16 protein-coding genes and 1 tRNA gene are annotated in these 17,071 nt (G+C 64.2%); 6 read left to right on the top strand and 11 right to left on the bottom strand.

Features of this window, described 5'->3' with window-relative positions:
- From WAO18_RS10515 to WAO18_RS10505, 3 genes are all read right to left on the bottom strand, one after another.
- Positions 1-759: S1 RNA-binding domain-containing protein (locus tag WAO18_RS10515; RefSeq protein WP_422206151.1), on the bottom strand; the 759-nt coding region annotated here is incomplete at its 3' end.
- Positions 760-975: 216 nt separating this feature from the next.
- Positions 976-3,651 carry a DNA polymerase I gene (gene polA, locus WAO18_RS10510; RefSeq protein ID WP_422206172.1) on the bottom strand — a complete coding sequence of 892 codons (2,676 nt, stop codon included), beginning with the start codon at positions 3,649-3,651 and terminating at the stop codon, positions 976-978.
- A 98-nt stretch (positions 3,652-3,749) separates the two neighbouring features.
- Positions 3,750-4,037, bottom strand: a complete 288-nt coding sequence (locus tag WAO18_RS10505) for a putative quinol monooxygenase (RefSeq protein WP_422206150.1) — start codon at positions 4,035-4,037, stop codon at positions 3,750-3,752.
- 124 nt (positions 4,038-4,161) lie between these two features.
- Here WAO18_RS10505 and WAO18_RS10500 point away from each other — a divergent pair, with 124 nt between their 5' ends.
- Together WAO18_RS10500 and WAO18_RS10495 are read left to right on the top strand one after the other, a co-directional pair.
- A complete protein-coding gene (locus WAO18_RS10500) occupies positions 4,162-4,605 on the top strand; it encodes a Zn-ribbon domain-containing OB-fold protein (protein ID WP_422206149.1) in 444 nt (147 codons plus the stop codon).
- Positions 4,602-5,804, top strand: a complete 1,203-nt coding sequence (locus WAO18_RS10495; protein WP_422206147.1) for a lipid-transfer protein — start codon at positions 4,602-4,604, stop codon at positions 5,802-5,804. Before WAO18_RS10500 ends, WAO18_RS10495 begins: the two co-directional genes overlap by 4 nt.
- On the opposite strand, the gene WAO18_RS10490 is transcribed toward WAO18_RS10495, so the two are convergent.
- A complete protein-coding gene (locus WAO18_RS10490; RefSeq protein ID WP_422206146.1) occupies positions 5,801-6,412 on the bottom strand; it encodes an ANTAR domain-containing response regulator in 612 nt (203 codons plus the stop codon). The genes WAO18_RS10495 and WAO18_RS10490 overlap by 4 nt on opposite strands.
- Before the next feature lie 100 nt (positions 6,413-6,512).
- Between WAO18_RS10490 and WAO18_RS10485 the strand changes: the two genes are divergently transcribed.
- The 4 genes from WAO18_RS10485 (at position 6,513) to WAO18_RS10470 (ending at position 9,240) form a co-directional block, all read left to right on the top strand.
- A tRNA-Leu gene (locus WAO18_RS10485) sits at positions 6,513-6,589 on the top strand.
- A 33-nt stretch (positions 6,590-6,622) separates the two neighbouring features.
- Complete coding sequence (locus WAO18_RS10480; protein WP_422206144.1) at positions 6,623-7,948, top strand: adenylate/guanylate cyclase domain-containing protein; 1,326 nt, start codon at positions 6,623-6,625, stop codon at positions 7,946-7,948.
- A 74-nt stretch (positions 7,949-8,022) separates the two neighbouring features.
- Positions 8,023-8,595 (top strand): HdeD family acid-resistance protein, encoded by a 573-nt coding sequence (locus WAO18_RS10475; RefSeq protein ID WP_422206170.1) that lies wholly within the window; start codon positions 8,023-8,025, stop codon positions 8,593-8,595.
- 96 nt (positions 8,596-8,691) lie between these two features.
- On the top strand, positions 8,692-9,240 hold the full coding sequence (locus WAO18_RS10470) for a DUF4190 domain-containing protein (RefSeq protein WP_422206142.1): 549 nt from the start codon (positions 8,692-8,694) through the stop codon (positions 9,238-9,240).
- Here WAO18_RS10470 and WAO18_RS10465 read toward each other — a convergent pair.
- The 7 genes from WAO18_RS10465 to trpB all read right to left on the bottom strand — a co-directional run bounded on the left by WAO18_RS10465 (position 9,212) and on the right by trpB (position 17,031).
- On the bottom strand, positions 9,212-10,639 hold the full coding sequence (locus tag WAO18_RS10465; RefSeq protein ID WP_422206140.1) for a bifunctional lysylphosphatidylglycerol flippase/synthetase MprF: 1,428 nt from the start codon (positions 10,637-10,639) through the stop codon (positions 9,212-9,214). The two genes, WAO18_RS10470 and WAO18_RS10465, sit on opposite strands and share 29 nt — an antisense overlap.
- 120 nt (positions 10,640-10,759) lie before the next feature.
- The gene (locus WAO18_RS10460) at positions 10,760-11,599 is read right to left on the bottom strand and encodes an acyl-CoA thioesterase II (RefSeq protein ID WP_422206169.1); all 840 of its coding nucleotides are present in this window, start codon (positions 11,597-11,599) and stop codon (positions 10,760-10,762) included.
- Between the two features lie 52 nt (positions 11,600-11,651).
- Positions 11,652-13,070 carry a pyruvate kinase gene (gene pyk, locus WAO18_RS10455; RefSeq protein ID WP_422206138.1) on the bottom strand — a complete coding sequence of 473 codons (1,419 nt, stop codon included), beginning with the start codon at positions 13,068-13,070 and terminating at the stop codon, positions 11,652-11,654.
- Positions 13,071-13,131: 61 nt separating this feature from the next.
- Positions 13,132-13,569, bottom strand: coding sequence for a DUF2752 domain-containing protein (locus tag WAO18_RS10450; RefSeq protein ID WP_422206136.1), 438 nt, complete (start codon positions 13,567-13,569; stop codon positions 13,132-13,134).
- Positions 13,569-14,927: a prolipoprotein diacylglyceryl transferase gene (locus tag WAO18_RS10445; protein WP_422206134.1), complete on the bottom strand. Its 1,359-nt coding sequence runs from the start codon at positions 14,925-14,927 to the stop codon at positions 13,569-13,571. The genes WAO18_RS10450 and WAO18_RS10445 overlap by 1 nt, the downstream gene beginning before the upstream one ends.
- Complete coding sequence (gene trpA / locus WAO18_RS10440) at positions 14,924-15,739, bottom strand: tryptophan synthase subunit alpha (RefSeq protein WP_422206167.1); 816 nt, start codon at positions 15,737-15,739, stop codon at positions 14,924-14,926. The genes WAO18_RS10445 and trpA overlap by 4 nt, the downstream gene beginning before the upstream one ends.
- Positions 15,733-17,031 carry a tryptophan synthase subunit beta gene (gene trpB, locus WAO18_RS10435; RefSeq protein WP_422206133.1) on the bottom strand — a complete coding sequence of 433 codons (1,299 nt, stop codon included), beginning with the start codon at positions 17,029-17,031 and terminating at the stop codon, positions 15,733-15,735. The genes trpA and trpB overlap by 7 nt, the downstream gene beginning before the upstream one ends.
- Positions 17,032-17,071: the final 40 nt, after the last annotated feature.

Below are 17,071 nucleotides of genomic sequence, written 5' to 3'. Positions count from 1 at the left end.
CTGGACAACCTCGGACGGGTGATCGATGTGCTTCCAGGACAGCTCGGAGACGTGCACCAGACCGTCCACCCCGCCGAGGTCGACGAACGCGCCGAAGTTGACGATCGAGGACACCACACCCTTGCGGATGGCGCCCTTCTGCAGCTGGTTGAGGAACTCGCTGCGCACCTCGGACTGGGTCTGCTCCAGCCAGGCGCGACGGGACAGAACCACGTTGTTGCGGTTCTTGTCCAGCTCGATGATCTTGGCTTCGATCTCCTTGCCGATGTACGGCTGCAGATCGCGGACGCGGCGCATCTCGACCAGCGACGCGGGCAGGAAGCCACGCAAGCCGATGTCGAGGATCAGACCACCCTTGACGACCTCGATGACGGTGCCCTTGACGGCCTCGTCCTTCTCCTTGAGTGCCTCGATGGTGCCCCAGGCGCGCTCGTACTGGGCGCGCTTCTTGGACAGGATCAGGCGCCCTTCTTTGTCCTCTTTGGTGAGGACGAGGGCTTCGACTTCATCGCCCACGGAAACGACCTCATTGGGGTCGACGTCGTGCTTGATGGACAGTTCGCGGGAAGGGATGACGCCTTCGGTCTTGTAGCCGATGTCGAGCAGGACTTCGTCCCGGTCAACCTTGACGATGGTCCCTTCGACGATGTCGCCATCGTTGAAGTACTTGATTGTTTTATCGATGGCGGCGAGAAAATCCTCGCTCGAGCCAATGTCGTTGACGGCTACTTGCGGCGAGGTGACGGTGGGACTCGGCATATTGTTGGGTTGCTCCGGACAGGTTGAGGTCGTAGGGACAGTGCTGGATTCAATTCACGCCCGGCTTACCCATCGCGCTACGCGCGCTGAATCGTTGCCGAACTACCTGTTGAGGCTACTCGACTAGGCACACGCTGGCCAAACTCGGCCCACCGACGTCCTGGGAAAACCTGCGAATTTCTCGCGAGCACGAGGCGCCCGCGGCTAGATCGGACGCTAATGTGCGGCAGTGTCCCAGCTCGGGCCATAGCCCACCGACACCTCCAACGGCACGTCAAGCGGGTATGCGCCGCCCATTTTGTCGCGCATCAGCTGCTCGAGCTGCTCACGCTCACCTTCGGCGACTTCGAACAAAAGTTCGTCGTGAACCTGCAACAACATCCGTGATGTCAGCCCTGCGGCGGTGAGGCCGTTGTCGACCTCGATCATGGCCACCTTGATGATGTCGGCGGCGCTGCCCTGGATCGGCGCGTTGAGCGCAGCCCGTTCGGCGGCCTCGCGGACCTGCCGGTTGGTGCTGTCCAGCTCGGGCAGATAGCGGCGGCGTCCCAGCACCGTCGATGTGTAGCCGTCCTTGCGGGCCTGCTCGACGACGGCCATCAGGTAGTCACGCACCCCGCCGAACCGGGCGAAGTACTGATCCATCTGGACCTTGGCCTCTTCGGTGGAGATCTTCAGCTGCGCCGCCAGGCCGTACGCGCTCAACCCGTAAGCCAGTCCGTAGGACATCGCCTTGACCCGGCGTCGCAGTTCGCCGGTCACCTCCTCGATCGGCACCCCGAACGCCCGCGACGCGACAAATGAGTGCAAATCCTCTCCGGTGTTGAAGGCTTCGATGAGGCCCTCGTCGCCGGAGAGATGCGCCATGATCCGCATCTCGATCTGGCTGTAATCGGCGGTCATCAGCTCGGTGTATGAGGCACCGGCTCCCGTGCCGACCACGAAAGCGTCGCGGATTTGGCGGCCGGCGTCGGTGCGGATCGGGATGTTCTGCAGGTTGGGCTCAGTAGATGACAGGCGGCCCGTGGCTGCGATCGTCTGGTTGAACGTGGTGTGGATACGGGCATCTCCGGCAACCGAATTCAGCAGGCCGTCGACGGTCACCTTCAACCGAGTGACGTCGCGGTGTGCGAGCAGGTGCTGCAGGAACGGATGCCCGGTTTTGTCGAACAGCGACTGCAGCGCATCGGCGTCGGTGGTGTATCCGGTCTTGGTCCGTTTGGTCTTCGGCATCTCCAGCTCGTCAAACAGCACCACCTGCAGCTGTTTCGGCGATCCGAGGTTGATCTGCTTGCCGATCACGGCGTACGCCGCTTCGGCGGCATCGCGGATCTGGTCGCCGAATTGGCTTTGCAGCGAACTCAACTGGTCCAGATCCACGGCGATACCGACCGCCTCCATGCCCGCCAGCACCCGCTGGACCGGCAACTCCATGTCGGCCAGCAACGGCGTGGACTCGATGCGGGCTAATTCCGAGTCCAGCGCGTCGGCGAGGTCGACGACCGCGCGGGCACGTAGTACCGCGGTCTGCACGGCTTGCTGGTCGACGCCGTCGCTGTCATCGAGGAGTGAAAGTTGCTGCTGCTCAGATGTTTCCGCGCGCAGCTCGCGACGCAGGTAGCGCAGCGACAGATCATCGAGCGTAAAGCTGCGCTGTCCCGGGCGGACCAGGTAGGCGGCCAGCGCGGTGTCGGAGCTGACGCCGTTCAACGTCCAACCGCGACCGGCCAGGTCGTGGATCGCCAACTTGGCCTCGTGCAAGGCTTTTGGCTTTTCGGGGTCGGCCAGCCAGCCGGCCAGCGCCGAATCGTCCTGCGGCGTCAGCGTCGTGGTATCGATGAAGCCGCCGTCGCCGTCGGCAGCGGCGATCGCCAGCGCGGTCGCATCGCCGCCGTAGGGCAGATGGGTGCCCACCACCGCCAGGCCGGCGCGGCGGCCGTCGGCGAGATGATCGGACAGCCACTGCCCGATGGTGCCGGGTTCCAGCGCTCCCCCGCGGATGTCGAATCCCTCGTCGACCTCCGGCTCGACGGCCGCCAGCGTGTCGAACAACCGGTCCCGCAGCACCCGAAATTCCAGCTGGTCGAACAACTGGTGGATCTGGTCGCGATCCCAGGGCTGCATCCGCAGCGTGTCCGGCGTCTGCGCCAGCGGCACGTCCCGCACCAGGTCGGTGAGCTCGCGGTTGAGCACCACGCTGGACAGATTCGCACGCAGCGCGTCGCCGACCTTGCCGCGCACCGAGTCGACGTTGTCGACCAGCGCCTGCAGCGATCCGTATTCGGTGATCCACTTCGACGCCGTCTTCTCGCCAACTCCCGGGATGCCGGGCAGATTGTCGCTCGGGTCGCCGCGCAGCGCGGCAAAGTCCGGATACTGCTCGGGCGTCAGGCCGTACTTCTCGACCACAGCCGCCGGAGTGAACCGGGTCAGTTCGCTAACGCCTTTACGCGGGTAGAGCACGGTGACGTCGTCGCTGACCAGCTGCAGCGAATCGCGGTCGCCGGTAACGACCAGCACCTGGTAGCCCTCTTTTTCGGCCTGTGTCGTCAGCGTGGCGATCAGGTCGTCGGCTTCGAAGCCAGGCTCAGCGAGTACCGTAATACCCAGTGCCGCAAGGACTTCCTTGGTGACGTCGATCTGCCCGCGGAACTCGTCGGGGGTGGACGAGCGGTTGGCCTTGTATTCCGGGTATCGCTCGGAGCGGAACGTCTGCCGCGACACGTCGAACGCGGCTCCCACGTGGGTAGGCGATTCGTCGCGCAGCAAATTGATCAGCATCGCGGTGAACCCGTACACCGCGTTGGTGGTCAGCCCGCCCTGAGTTTTGAAATTCTCCGCGGGCAGCGCGTAGAACGCGCGATACGCCAGCGAATTGCCGTCCAGCAGCATCAACGTCGGCTTGTCGTCACCGGCCTTGCCGGCTTCGGCCTTCTTGCTCGCGGTCCTCGCTGGGCTCACGGCCTCAACTCTAGGCACACGTCATGACATCAAGTCAGCCGCTGCTCGCTGCCGACGTCGTACTCGCACACCGACGCGGAGACGATCTGGCCTTGTTGCTCGTCACCGGGCCCGCTGCCGCGGAACTCATCGAGCGCGGCACGCGATTCCCAGCGTTCGAAGATGTCGACGCGATCCGGCTCGATCAAGTCGGCACTGATCGCGAAGTCGAGACAGCCCGGCGACGTGCGGGCTTGCCGCACGACCTCCCCGCAGCCTTCGAGGTAGCTATCGCGCTGCAATGGGTCGACGACGAGGTAACCCGCGACGATCAACATTGGCTGCTCCTTCGATTGACGCAAGCTTTGACAATGTGACCGCGCGGGTCCGCGAAACTCATCGGTGACAGCGCCAAACTGCAACACGTTTCAGTTTTGCTGTCGCGCTAGGTAGGCTGGCCCCGTGCCTGAGGTCACCATTCCAGAACCGGCAATCGACGGGTGGTTCGCCGCCGACTCGACCGGCAACCCGCATCTGATTGGCAGCAAGTGCCCAAAATGTGGCACCTATGTTTTCCCGCCACGGGAGAACAACTGTCCTAATCCGGCGTGCGATTCCGACGCACTAGAGTCCGTCGCGTTGTCGACCCGCGGAACGCTGTGGAGCTATACCGAGAACCGCTATCCGCCGCCTGCGCCTTACCCTGCCGCAGACCCCTTCGAGCCATTCGCCATCGCGGCGGTCGAACTCGACGATGAGGGCATCATCGTGCTCGGCAAGGTGGTCGAGGGAACGCTCGCGGCCGATCTGAAGGTCGGCATGCAGATGGAGCTGGCCACCATGACTTTGTTCACCGACGCCGACGGTGTCGAGCGTCTCGTGCACGCGTGGAGGATCGCCAAATGAGTACTCCCGAACCGCTTTACATCCTCGGCGCCGGCATGCACCCGTGGGGCAAGTGGGGCCGAGACTTCACCGAGTACGGCGTGGTCGCCGCGCGTGCGGCGTTGGCGGAGGCCGGCCTGGACTGGCGGCAGATTCAGCTCGTCGCCGGGGCCGACACCATCCGCAACGGATACCCGGGTTTCATCGCCGGGTCGACGTTCGCGCAGAAGCTCGGCTGGAACGGGGTGCCGGTCAGCTCCAGCTACGCGGCATGTGCCAGCGGCTCGCAGGCCCTGCAGAGCGCCCGCGCCCACATTCTGGCCGGGTTCTGCGATGTCGCACTGGTCATCGGCGCCGACACCACCCCGAAGGGGGCGTTTGCCCCAGTCGGCGGGGAGCGAAAGAACGACCCGGACTGGCAGCGTTTCCACCTGATCGGTGCGATGAACCCGGTGTATTTCGCACTGCTGGCGCGGCGCCGGATGGACCTGTACGGGGCGACGTCCGACGACTTTGCTCAGGTGAAGGTCAAGAACTCCCAGCACGGTCTGCAGAACCCGAATGCCCGCTACCGCAAGGAATCCTCGGTCGAGGACGTGCTGGCCAGCCCGGTGGTCAGCGACCCACTGCGCCAGCTCGACATCTGCGCCACCTCCGACGGCGCCGCCGCACTGATCGTGGCCAGCGCGGACTTCGCCCGCAAGCATCTCGGCTCTCTGGACGGTGTACCGTCGGTGCGCGCGGTGAGCACCGTGACGCCGCAGTATCCGCAGCATCTGCCCGAATTGCCAGACATTGCAACGGATTCCACCGCCGTGGTGTCGGCGCCGGATCGGGTGTTCAAGGACCAGATCCTCGACGCCGCCTACGCCGAAGCCGGTATCGGGCCGGAAGACGTCAGCCTGGCCGAGGTGTACGACCTCTCCACGGCCCTGGAGCTGGACTGGTATGAGCACCTAGGGCTGTGCGCCAAGGGCGAAGCCGAGGGTCTTCTGCGCAGCGGTGCGACCACCATCGGGGGCAAGGTGCCGGTCAACCCGTCGGGTGGATTGGCGTGCTTTGGTGAGGCGATTCCCGCCCAGGCGATCGCCCAAGTCTGCGAGTTGACCTGGCAGCTCCGTGGTCAGGCCACCGGCCGCCAGGTCGAGGGCGCCAGAGTCGGCGTCACCGCGAATCAAGGCCTGTTCGGCCACGGCTCGTCGGTGATCGTCGCCCGTTAGCTCGATGCGTCCTTAGTGGTGTCCAGGGTCTCCAGCACCACTTCGGCGACGTGCTTCATCGTGGTACGACGATCCATCGCCGCACGCTGGATCCACTTGAACGCCTCAGGCTCGGTCATGCCCTGGTTGGCTTGCAGCAGTCCTTTGGCCCGTTCGACGAGCTTGCGGGTCTCCAGCCGGTCGGACAGTGACTCGACCTCGAGCTCCAACGCCCTGACTTCGCTGAATCGGCTCAGCGCGACCTCGATAGCGGGAATCAGGTCGGAGATCGTGAACGGCTTCACCAGGTAGGCCATCGCACCGGCGTCACGCGCCTTTTCGACGAGATCGCGCTGGCTGAAGGCGGTCAGGATCACGATCGGCGCGATGCGTTTGCTGGCGATCTCCGATGCCGCGTCAATGCCATCGCGGCGCGGCATCTTGACATCCATGATCACCAGATCGGGCTTCATCTGCTCGGCCAGCTCGACGGCCTCCTGGCCGTCGCCGGCCTCGCCGACGATCTCGTAACCCTCTTCGCGCAGCATCTCGGCCAAGTCGAGGCGGATCAGCGCCTCGTCTTCGGCGATCAGAACCCGGTGCGGCGTGCGGGCGTCGTCGTCGGTCATGACGAACATTCTCTCGTGAACCGCGTGGATCCTCGACCGCGGGGCTGTGAGTCGGCCCGCATGGCCCGATCCTCTATGGTGGGAGGCCGTAAGTCAGCAGGCCCTCGTATCCCAACTGGCAGAGGAAACGGATTCAAAACCCGTCCAGTGTGAGTTCGAATCTCACCGAGGGCACCACATGGCATTGGTTTTAGCCGTTAGGCTTTTCCTGTGGTGGCTAAGCGGTGCGCCGCCCAACAACCAACAGGGTCGCGGCGGACACCGGATTGCGTAGAGGCAGTGCGGGCGCAACCGCGCGCTCGCAGCCAGGTTTACGCCGAGCGGATCACCCGGCGGCGCCGCATTCTCAACCTGACCGCAGCGATGGCGGTCTTCATCAGCGCCGGGTTCGGGTTCGTCCAAGTTTTCTCGGCGCCCCAGCTGTGGTGGACCGGCTTGGTCAACATCGTTGCCGCCGGGATCTACGCCGTGGTGCCGTTGCTATACCGTTTCGGCGAGCTGCTCCCGCCATTGACGTTCATCGGCACGGCGTACGTGTCGATCTTCACCATCTGCTGGTTCGTAGGCACCGGCTCGGGGCTGCAGTTCTATTTCCTTGTCGCGGCCTGCCTGGTGGTGCTGCAGCTGGGCGTCGACCGCATTTTTCTCGCGTCGATTCTGGCCGCGATCGCCGCCAGCATGGTAATCACGTTGCAGTTTCTGGTCCCCCACAACACCGGCGCGGAACCCGGCTGGGCGTTGTCGCTGAACTTCGTCGTCACCACGATCTCCGCGTGCGTGATGGTGGTGACGACCGTGTGGTACGCGGTACGCGAAATCGTTCGCGCTGAAGCCGCAATGGAAGTCGAGTACGAGCGGTCCGAGGCCTTGCTGGCCAACATCTTGCCGTCCAGTGTCGCCGACCGGCTAAAAGACCCGGAGCGCAACATCATTGCCGACAAGTACGACGACGCTTCGGTTCTGTTCGCTGACATCGCCGGGTTCACCGAGCGGGCCAGCGATATGCCGCCGGATCGGCTGATCCGCTTCCTGGATCGACTTTACAGCGACTTCGACGCGCTGCTCGACAAGCACGGCCTGGAGAAGATCAAAGTGAGCGGAGACTCCTACATGGTGGTCAGCGGCGTGCCTCAACCGCGTGCCGATCACGTGGAGGCGTTGGCAGCATATGCGCTCGACATGGCCGAAGCCGCAAGCCATTTGAAAGATTCACACGGCAACGCCCTGCCGTTGCGGATCGGGCTGGCCAGCGGACCCGTTGTCGCGGGCGTGGTGGGTTCGCGCCGCTTCTTTTATGACGTGTGGGGCGATGCAGTCAACGTCGCATCCCGGATGGAATCCACGGATTCGATCGGCCGGATCCAGGTTCCCGAGGATGTCTATCGGCGGCTGAAAGATGACTTTGTGCTTCAGGAGCGGGGCGCCGTCGAAGTCAAGGGCAAAGGATCGATGCGGACCTGGTACCTCATCGGCCGCAGGCCAGACACCGGGTCCGGCGACGTTCTTACAGCGGCGCCTCAGACAGCCGGCGTCTGACACCTCGTAAACCTTCCACCCGCGGAGGCTGTGTGTGGGAAAATTACGGCATGGAAAACACTGCTGTTCCAAAGTTGTTGCCGCATCTGTGGAAGTCGACCCTGCTCTCCGGGATCATGGCCCTGACTCTTGGCATCCTGGTGTACGTCTTACCCGGCCATTCCATCGTCGCTGCGGCCGCTCTATTCGGTATCTACCTACTGGTCACCGGTGTCGCGCAGGTCTTCTTCGCCTTCAGCCTGCACGTCGCCGCCGGCGGACGAGTGCTGTCGTTCATCAGCGGGGCGGCCTCGCTGGTGTTGGCCGTGCTGTGTTTTCGGCATTTCGGCGAGGGCTATGCGATCATCCTGCTGGCCATCTGGATCGGCGTCGGCTTCATCTTTCGCGGTGTGGCAACCTCGATCTCGGCCATCAGCGATCCGCACCTGCCCGGGCGTGGCTGGCAGATATTCCTCGGTTTGGTCAACCTGCTGGCCGGTATCGTGATGATCGCATCGCCTTTGGAAACGATCGAGATCTTGACGCTGATCGTCGCCATTTGGCTGATCGTCATAGGGGTGTTCGAAATCGTGTCGTCGTTCGGTATTCGCAGTGCCTCCAGGCGGCTGGACAAGGCCCTGACAAGCGGACCTCCGAACGCGGCGTGACAGGCGGCGCACGCAGTCCCGCAGACGTTCAATGAGGGTTGTGCCGGAGCATGTCTGGCTGACAGTTGTGCACGCCGCCCGATGAGAGAGCGAGCCATGAGCGGATCTCCGGATATGCCGGACAGACGGGAAAACGCCGCGGCCACACCGCCTACCGGTCCGCGGTATCAGTACCCCAACCGGTATCAGCCCGGCCCTTACCCGCCTGGTTATCCGCCGCCTCCGAGCTACTACTACGGCGGCCCCCGACCGCCGGTGGCGCCGAAGAATGGGCTGGGTATCTCCTCGCTGGTGTTGGCCGTCGTCGGGCTTCTCAGTGTCGCGACGGTGTTCGCGCCCATCCTTCTCGGAGTGCTCGCGGTGGTGATCGGTTTTTTCGGGCAGGGACGCGCGAAGCGTGGCATCGCCAACAACGGCGGTGTCGCGATCGCCGGCATAGTGTTAGGGGGCTTGGCAGTTGTTGTCGGGTTGGCGTTTATCGCGATTTGGACGACGGTCTGGAAGGACGTGCGCGGCGGCGATTACATCGACTGCACCCAGAAAGCCGGCTCCGACCGCGTCTTGCAGCAGCAGTGCGCCGACCAGTTTCGGCACAGCGTCCAAGACCGGCTCAGCGTTACGTTGACGCCTGTGCCGACCCGGTAGATCGCTGTCGGCCGCGGCGGCGCGGCACGAACTCCAGCGACAGGAGCACGTAGATCAGTGGTACCAGCTGCGTGAGCGATACCAGTGCGTAACGCCTTTCGCCCGTTGCGTGGAATTTACACAGATAGCGATAGAGCGACTCGAGTGCGATCAAAGGGTCCAGTCGATGGATCAGCCAGTAGAAGATAGCTTGCATCCGACCCCGGTCCTGCGCGTCGAAAAGCTCAGGAAAGGCCGCAAAAGACAATGACACGCGTTGTGCGCCAGCATCTTTAGCTGCAGTGATCATGTCTACGCTGAGTCGTTCGTCAATACCATTGGGTGCGCCACGTCGCCGCCACGGCACTTCGAGGGTGATCTCGCTGCCGCCCCCGGCCGTGGCGTAGCGGTGAAACCCTTGTGCGCGGCACGATTTGTCGCGCGCAACGATCAGCTGTACGCCCGGGAACCGGCCCTCGAGGACACCGTCCAGGCTCATGCAGAAGCCACGATCGGTGTGCGCTCCGCTGGGCGATGCCCGTAGCACCTCGGCCAGCTCCGCCACCTGCGACTCGTCGAGATCCTGTTCCGCGACGATCTCGGTGGTGATGCCGGAGTTGTGGGTGCGCTGAACTGCTTGACGCAAGTTGCGGAACCTGCGCCCGGTCATCGTGAAATCGGCCACGTCGATGACGACATCCCGGCCGATCGGTATCGTCCGCAACGGCGTGCCGAGCACCTTGTGATCACTCCACAACGGAAGGCGCCGTTCGCTACACCCCAGTACCACCATCCGCCAGCCGTGGGCGCGGCAGTGCGCGGCGAAATCGGCAACGAGTTGCGGGAATTGGGCCTCCTCGCCGACGGGGTCCCCGCTGACAACCGCGTAGCCGATGCGGGTCCGGTACGCAAGCGCCGCCCTGCCGTCCGCGCTGAACAGGTAGCACTTGCCGGCCTGCATCGCGAACGGCGCCAGTGGGTCGCGGTTGGTGGCGTTGATCAAGACCCACACTCGAGCAAGATCGCCGGGCTGTCGTCGCGCCGTGACGGGCCACATCAGCGCCAGTCCGGATCCAGCGATCAGTGCACCACCGAGCAAGTCGAAAGACAGCACCCGTGCACCGATCCCGACGACCAGGACGACGGCCGCGACACCTGCGTGCCGGGCCGTGACTGGTCGCCCGAGGAACAGACCTCGCACGATCAGCGCAACCGCGGCAAGGACAGTCAACGACCATTCCAGGCGATCCGTGGCGTGCCAGCCCGCGTGGGCGTATGCGCGCACGATTATCGACATCAACCAGCACACCGCGCCCAATAGCGCGGCTGCGCCGAGATAGCGTGCCGCCGATGAGTGGACGTGAACGGCTTGCCCACCTGAGCGGACCCCAGGTGCGAGACCGAGCGGTGACTCCTTCACGCGCACCTCCGGCTGGTCCAATCACCAACCCAATATCGAAGATACGCTCCAAACGCCCTTCAGCGCAGTACCGCGCCACGCTCCGAAATCAAAAGCTACCTGGACCTTCCCGCCCGCCGATCAGCTCTTTTCCGGGAAATATTTCACCAGTCCTTCTTGCACCACGGTGGCTACCGGCTGTCGAGACCGGTCGAAGAAGTAGCCGCTCCCGAGGCCGCGTGAGTCCGCCGCGACCGGCGAGGACGTGGAGTACAACACCCAGTCGTTGAAATTCACCTGACGGTGGAACCAGACCGAGTGATTAACAGTCGCAGCGAAGATGCGGTCGAACCCCCACGAGAGTCCGTGCGTCGTGATGATCGAATCCAGCACGGTGGTGTCGGAGCAGTAAAGCATTGCGGCGGTGTGCAATACGGGGTCCTCCGGTAATGTGCCGTGGGCCCTGACCCACACCCGGTTGTAATCCAGCTGATCGCCTTTTTTTCGCATCACCCACGATGGGTCGTTGGTGTAACGCCATTCGATGGGTTGCAGCGCGTTGGCGAACAGCGGGACGGCGTCCTCGTAGCCGCGCAGCTGCTCCTTGAGCGTTGGCACTTCGTCCGGGTCGGGGACATCGGGGGGTTCGACGTTGTGCTCGAGACCGCGGCCGCCGGCCAGGAAGGAGATCAGCACGGTGGCCAGCAGCATGCCTTCCTGCGTCACCTCGACACGACGGTTGGCGAAGCGGCGCTCGTCGCGCAGCCGTACCACCTCGAATTCGATGTCCTTGTCGGTGTCGCCGCCGTTGATGAAGTGTGCGGACAGGGCGTTGGGCGGAAGATCGCGGGTCCGCGTGCGGCTCGCAGCCACGAACGATTGCGCCATCATGAGTCCACCGAACGTGCGAGGCGGGTTTTTGCTGGGGTGGGTTCCGGCGAAGACGTCATCGCCCTTTTGATGCAGGTCCAGCACCGCCATCAGCTCGTCGAAGTCGGACACCGGCCCCAGCCTAGTGGCCCGGTTGGCTGAGCTAGACGTCCTCTTCGCCGATGCGGTGCACGTGAATCAGATTCGTCGAGCCCACGGTGCCCGGAGGCGCACCCGCAACGATCACCACCAGGTCGCCCCGTTTGTAGCGGCCCAGCGACAACAGCGACTTGTCCACCTGGCGGATCATGCCGTCGGTGGTTTGCATGATCGGGACGATGAACGTCTCGGTGCCCCAGGTCATGGCCAGCTGGCTGCGAACTTCGGGCAGCGGGGTGAACGCCAGCAACGGCAGCGGCGTGTGCAGGCGGGCCAGTCGCCGCACGGTATCCCCCGACTGGGTGAACGCGACCAGCGCCTTGGCGTCGAGCCGTTCGCCGATATCGCGCGCCGCGTAGCTGATCACTCCGCGTTTGGTGCGCGGTACGTGGGTCAGCGGCGGGGCGGCCGTCGAATTCTCTTCGACGGCGCAGATGATTCGGGCCATCGTCTGGACCGCCGCCAACGGATATTTGCCGACCGAAGTTTCTCCCGACAGCATGACCGCGTCGGCGCCGTCGAGAACCGCGTTTGCGACGTCCGAGGCCTCAGCCCTGGTCGGCCGCGAGTGCTCGATCATCGATTCGAGCATCTGGGTGGCCACGATAACGGGTTTAGCGTTCTCCCTTGCCATTTGGATGGCGCGCTTCTGAACCAGCGGCACTTCTTCCAGCGGCAGCTCGACCCCCAAATCACCGCGCGCGACCATGACAGCATCGAAGGCCAGCACGACCGCCTCGAGGTTGTCGATGGCCTCAGGCTTTTCGAGTTTGGCGATCACCGGAACCCGCCGGCCGACCCGATCCATCACCTCGTGAACCAGCTCGACGTCCGAAGGAGAACGCACGAATGACAGCGCCACCATGTCGACACCCAAGTGCATGGCGAACTCGAGATCGTCGACGTCCTTTCCGGACAGCGCGGGCGCCGACACACTCATCCCGGGTAGCGACATCCCCTTGTTGTTGCTGACCGGGCCGCCCTCGGTGACCCGGCACACCACGTCGTCGCCGTCAATGTGATCGACCATCAATCCGACGTTGCCGTCGTCGACCAGAACACGGTCACCGACCACCGCGTCTTGGGCCAGCTGCTTGTAGGTGGTCGAGACCCGGTCGTGGTTGCCCGCGCAGTCCGCAACGGTGATCCGCACGATTTCGCCGTCGGCCCAGTACGTCGGTCCGTCAGCGAAGCGGCCGAGCCTGATCTTCGGGCCCTGAAGGTCGGCGAGAACGCCGACGGCCCGGCCGGTGGCATTTGATGCGGCCCGCACCCGGTCGTAGGACGCTTTATGGTCGCTGTAGTCGCCGTGGCTGAAGTTCATTCTGGCGACGTCCATTCCGGCTTCGACCAGCGCCCGGACCGCCTCGTCAGAGCTGGTGGCCGGACCGAGAGTACAGACGATCTTTCCGCGTCTTGCCACGACAAATCAGCATAGTCGCGCTACTTGATCATCTCGCGTCAGTTCCGGATCGAGCAGCGGGCTAGTGGGTGAGCAAAGTCGGAACCAAGGGGAATCCGGGCAGGTTGCGCACCACTGTCCAGGCCAGCAGTGTGATCATCACCGTCACAACCGCCGGGAGTGTCAACGGCCACTTTCGGCTGCGGCGGCGCAGCAGAATCCACCCGACCAGCAGCGGGGCTCCTACCAGGACCACCACATTGTCGTTGATCGCCGCGAGCAGATTCCCGTGCAGCACGTCGTGCGTCATCCGCAGCGTGCCGCAGACAGGGCAGCTCCAGCCGGTGAGCAGGCGGAATGGGCACACCGGGAAAAACGAGTCCGGCTTATGCGGGTCTACCAGTCCGATGTAGCCGAGCGCGGCAGTGAGTACTGCGCCCGATCCCAGCAAGGCGTACAGGTGATGTCGATTCCAGCGTTCAGCCGGCCCGCCGGGGCCGTACTGAGCCGGACCGGACATCAGTCGTCTTCCGACTTGGTTGCGCTCGCGTCGGGATCGTCCTCGGCGTCTTCCGATGCCGCGACGTCCCCGTCGGTCGATTCCGGTTCGGGGTCTGCCGGTTCGTCTGCGCCTTCGTCTTTGTCTGCATCCTCTGCGTCTGCCGGCTCGGCTTCGTCTTCGTCGGCATCCTCGGCTTCTGTCGAGTCGGCCGTTGCCCCGTCGGCCTCGGTCTCGGGTTGCGGGGCGTCCTCTGGCTCAGGGGTTGCCGGCACCTCGACCTCGGTCGGGTCGACTTCGGCCGCATCAGCCTCGGCCACGACCGCCTCGGCGTCGTCGTCAGGCTTGTCGGGCGCCGTCGTGTCCGGCTTCTCGGTGTCCTCGACTTCGTCGGTGGCGCCGCCGACGGGAGGCGTCTCGGCCGCTTCTGTCGCCGCCGCGGCCTCTGGCGTCTCCGGCGACGCATCGTCGGATTCGTCCTCGATCTCATCGGGTTCCAGCAACTCGGCCGCGGAGCCGCTTAGTGTCGCCGGATCTTCGCGGCCCTTGGGGGCCAAGATCAGGTAGACCACCGCGCCGATGAAGACGAACGTTGACGTGAAGGAGTTGATCCGGATTCCAGCGATATGGGTTGCGGTGTCGTCACGCAGTAGCTCGACACAGAACCGCCCGACGCAGTAGAGCGCAACATAGGCCGCGAACAGCCGACCGTGCCCGATCGTGAATCGCCGGTCCAGGTAGATCAGGATCGCGAATACCAGTACATTCCAAAGTAATTCGTATAGGAACGTAGGCTGCACAACCATCGCCAACTGCCCGGTCGACACCCCGTCGAGCGAGTGCACGTCGACAAATCCGGCTGGGTCGCGACGGTAGAAGATCTCCAGACCCCACGGCATCGTGGTCTCACGGCCGAAAAGCTCTTGGTTGAAGTAGTTCCCGATGCGGCCGATCGCCTGCGCCAGAACGATGCCCGGCGCAATCGCGTCGCCGAATGCCGGAAGCGGAATGTCCCGACGCCGGCAGGCGATCCACGCGCCCACCCCGCCAAGTGCGACGGCGCCCCAGATTCCCAGTCCGCCGTCCCAGATACGCAGCGCTGCAATCGGCCCGGCCCCGCCCTCGCCGAAATATGTCCGCCAGTCTGTCGCCAGGTGATAAAGGCGACCCCCGATCAGGCCGAACGGTACGGCCCACAGCGCGATGTCGTAGATGACACCTCGCTCGCCGCCGCGGGCCGCCCACCGCCGGTCACCGATCACCAGAGCGGCGATGATCCCAATGATGATGAACAGGGCGTAGGCCCGCAGCGGGATCGGCCCCAGATGCCACACGCCCTGCGGCGGGCTCGGGAAATATGCAATGACAGTCGTCGTCATGATGTCGAATTCCTTTGGCGCACACCGGTGGCGAGTTCTTCGCTTAAAGCACGCAGGGTCGGCAACCCATCGGTGAGGGCAGAAACGAGCGCCGAGCCGACAATGACACCGTCCGCATAGCTGGCGATCTGGGCCGCCTGCTCCCGGGACCGAACGCCCAGACCGACTCCGGCGGGAATATCGGAAACCGCTTTGACCCTGGCCACCAGATCCGGCGCCGCGTTCGACACCGCATCACGGGCACCGGTAACACCCATCGTCGATGCCGCATAGACGAATCCTCGCGATGCTGCGACTGTAGCCGCCAGGCGCTCTGGCGTCGACGACGGCGCGACCAGGAAGATCCGGTCCAACCGATGCTGATCAGATGCCGCCAACCATTCGTCGGCCTCGTCGGGGATGAGATCGGGGGTGATCAGGCCATGCCCGCCGGCCGCTGCGAGGTCACGTGCGAACGCGTCAACTCCATAGCGCAACACTGGATTCCAGTACGTCATGACTACTGCACGGCCACCGGTCGCGCTGATCGCCTCGACGGCCGCCAACGTGTCGCGGACCCGCACACCCCCACGGAGCGCGATCTCCGCGGCGTTGGCGATGGTCGGGCCGTCCATACCCGGATCCGAGTATGGCACACCGACTTCGATGAGGTCACAGCCCGATTCGGTCAAAGCCTTCATCGCCTCGATCGACGTCGGAACATCGGGGTATCCGGTCGGCAGGTAGCCGATCAGCGCCGCGCGGTTATCGTCTCGGCACGCTTTGAAAAGCTCCGCCAAACGGCTCTTTTCGCTCTGCTCGACGGTCATGATCGTCTGCCGTCCGCTTCGTTGCCGAGCAAGCCGAACCACTTCGCGGCTGTCTCGACATCTTTGTCCCCGCGGCCGGACAGATTCACCACGATGACTGCCCCGCTGCCCATCTCAACGCCCAGCTTGAGCGCACCGGCCAGCCCGTGCGCCGATTCGATTGCCGGGATGATGCCTTCAGTCCGGCACAACAGCCGGAACGCGTCCATCGCCTCCGTGTCGTTGATCGGCCGGTATTCAGCCCGCCCAGTATCTCGCAGCCAAGCGTGTTCTGGACCCACACCCGGATAGTCCAAGCCGGCCGAGATCGAATGCGATTCGATGGTCTGTCCGTCATCGTCCTGCAGCAAGTACGAAAACGAACCCTGAAACGCGCCGGGCGAGCCGCCGGTGAATGTCGCAGCGTGGCGGCCGGTTTCGACTCCATCACCCGCCGCTTCGAAGCCCACCAGCCGGACGCCGGGATCATCAAGGAAAGCGTGGAATATGCCGATCGCATTGGATCCACCACCCACGCACGCGGTGACGGCGTCGGGCAGTCGGCCAGCCTGGTCCTGGATTTGCACACGTGTCTCGAGCCCGATGATCCGCTGGAAGTCGCGAACCATCGTCGGAAAGGGGTGCGGTCCGGCAGCGGTGCCGAAGCAGTAGTAGGTGTTGTCGGCGTTGGTAACCCAGTCGCGAAACGCCTCATTGATGGCATCTTTGAGAGTTTTCGAGCCTGATTCCACCGACACGACCTCGGCACCCAGCAGCCGCATCCGGGCGACGTTCAGCGCTTGGCGCGCGGTGTCGACGGCGCCCATGTAGATCACGCAGTCCAAGCCGAGCAGCGCGCATGCGGTCGCGGTGGCAACCCCGTGCTGGCCGGCCCCGGTCTCGGCAATCACTCGTGTCTTGCCCATCTGGCGAGCCAACAAGGCTTGACCCAACACGTTGTTGATTTTGTGAGAACCGGTGTGGTTCAAGTCTTCTCGTTTGAGGAAGATTCGCGCCCCGCCGGCGTGCTCGCTCAGCCGGACGGCCTCGTACAACGGCGATGGCCGGCCAGTGTAGTGCGTCTGCAGCCGGTCGAGCTCGTCCAGATATGTCTGATCGGTGCGTGCCTTGTCGTACGCCGCGGTGACGTCCTCGATCACCGCCATCAAGGCTTCGGCGACGAACCGGCCCCCATACACGCCGAAATGACCACGAGAGTCTGGATCGTGGTCAGTGGGCTCAGCGATCGCGGCGCTGGAACGCGGAAGTTCCGGACGCGTGGGGACACCTCGCGCTTGCGGGGGATTGTCTGCCATCACAAACGCTCAACGTGCAAGCGGCTCATCGGGTTCGCCG

This window comes from Mycobacterium sp. (genome assembly GCF_049278535.1).
GTDB lineage: Bacteria > Actinomycetota > Actinomycetes > Mycobacteriales > Mycobacteriaceae > Mycobacterium.
This window is presented reverse-complemented; position numbering and strand designations above follow the sequence as displayed.

Coding starts and splice junctions, on each gene's coding strand:
- polA (WP_422206172.1), bottom strand. CDS start 3,651: ATGCTGCTGGACGGCAATTCGCTGGCGTATCGCGCGTTCTACGCGCTG.
- WAO18_RS10505 (WP_422206150.1), bottom strand. CDS start 4,037: ATGTTGATCGTCGCGGGTTACCTCGTCGTCGACCCATTGCAGCGCGAT.
- WAO18_RS10495 (WP_422206147.1), top strand. CDS start 4,602: ATGAGTACTCCCGAACCGCTTTACATCCTCGGCGCCGGCATGCACCCG.
- WAO18_RS10490 (WP_422206146.1), bottom strand. CDS start 6,412: ATGACCGACGACGACGCCCGCACGCCGCACCGGGTTCTGATCGCCGAA.
- WAO18_RS10470 (WP_422206142.1), top strand. CDS start 8,692: ATGAGCGGATCTCCGGATATGCCGGACAGACGGGAAAACGCCGCGGCC.
- WAO18_RS10460 (WP_422206169.1), bottom strand. CDS start 11,599: ATGGCGGTGCTGGACCTGCATCAAAAGGGCGATGACGTCTTCGCCGGA.
- WAO18_RS10450 (WP_422206136.1), bottom strand. CDS start 13,569: ATGTCCGGTCCGGCTCAGTACGGCCCCGGCGGGCCGGCTGAACGCTGG.
- WAO18_RS10445 (WP_422206134.1), bottom strand. CDS start 14,927: ATGACGACGACTGTCATTGCATATTTCCCGAGCCCGCCGCAGGGCGTG.
- trpB (WP_422206133.1), bottom strand. CDS start 17,031: ATGGCAGACAATCCCCCGCAAGCGCGAGGTGTCCCCACGCGTCCGGAA.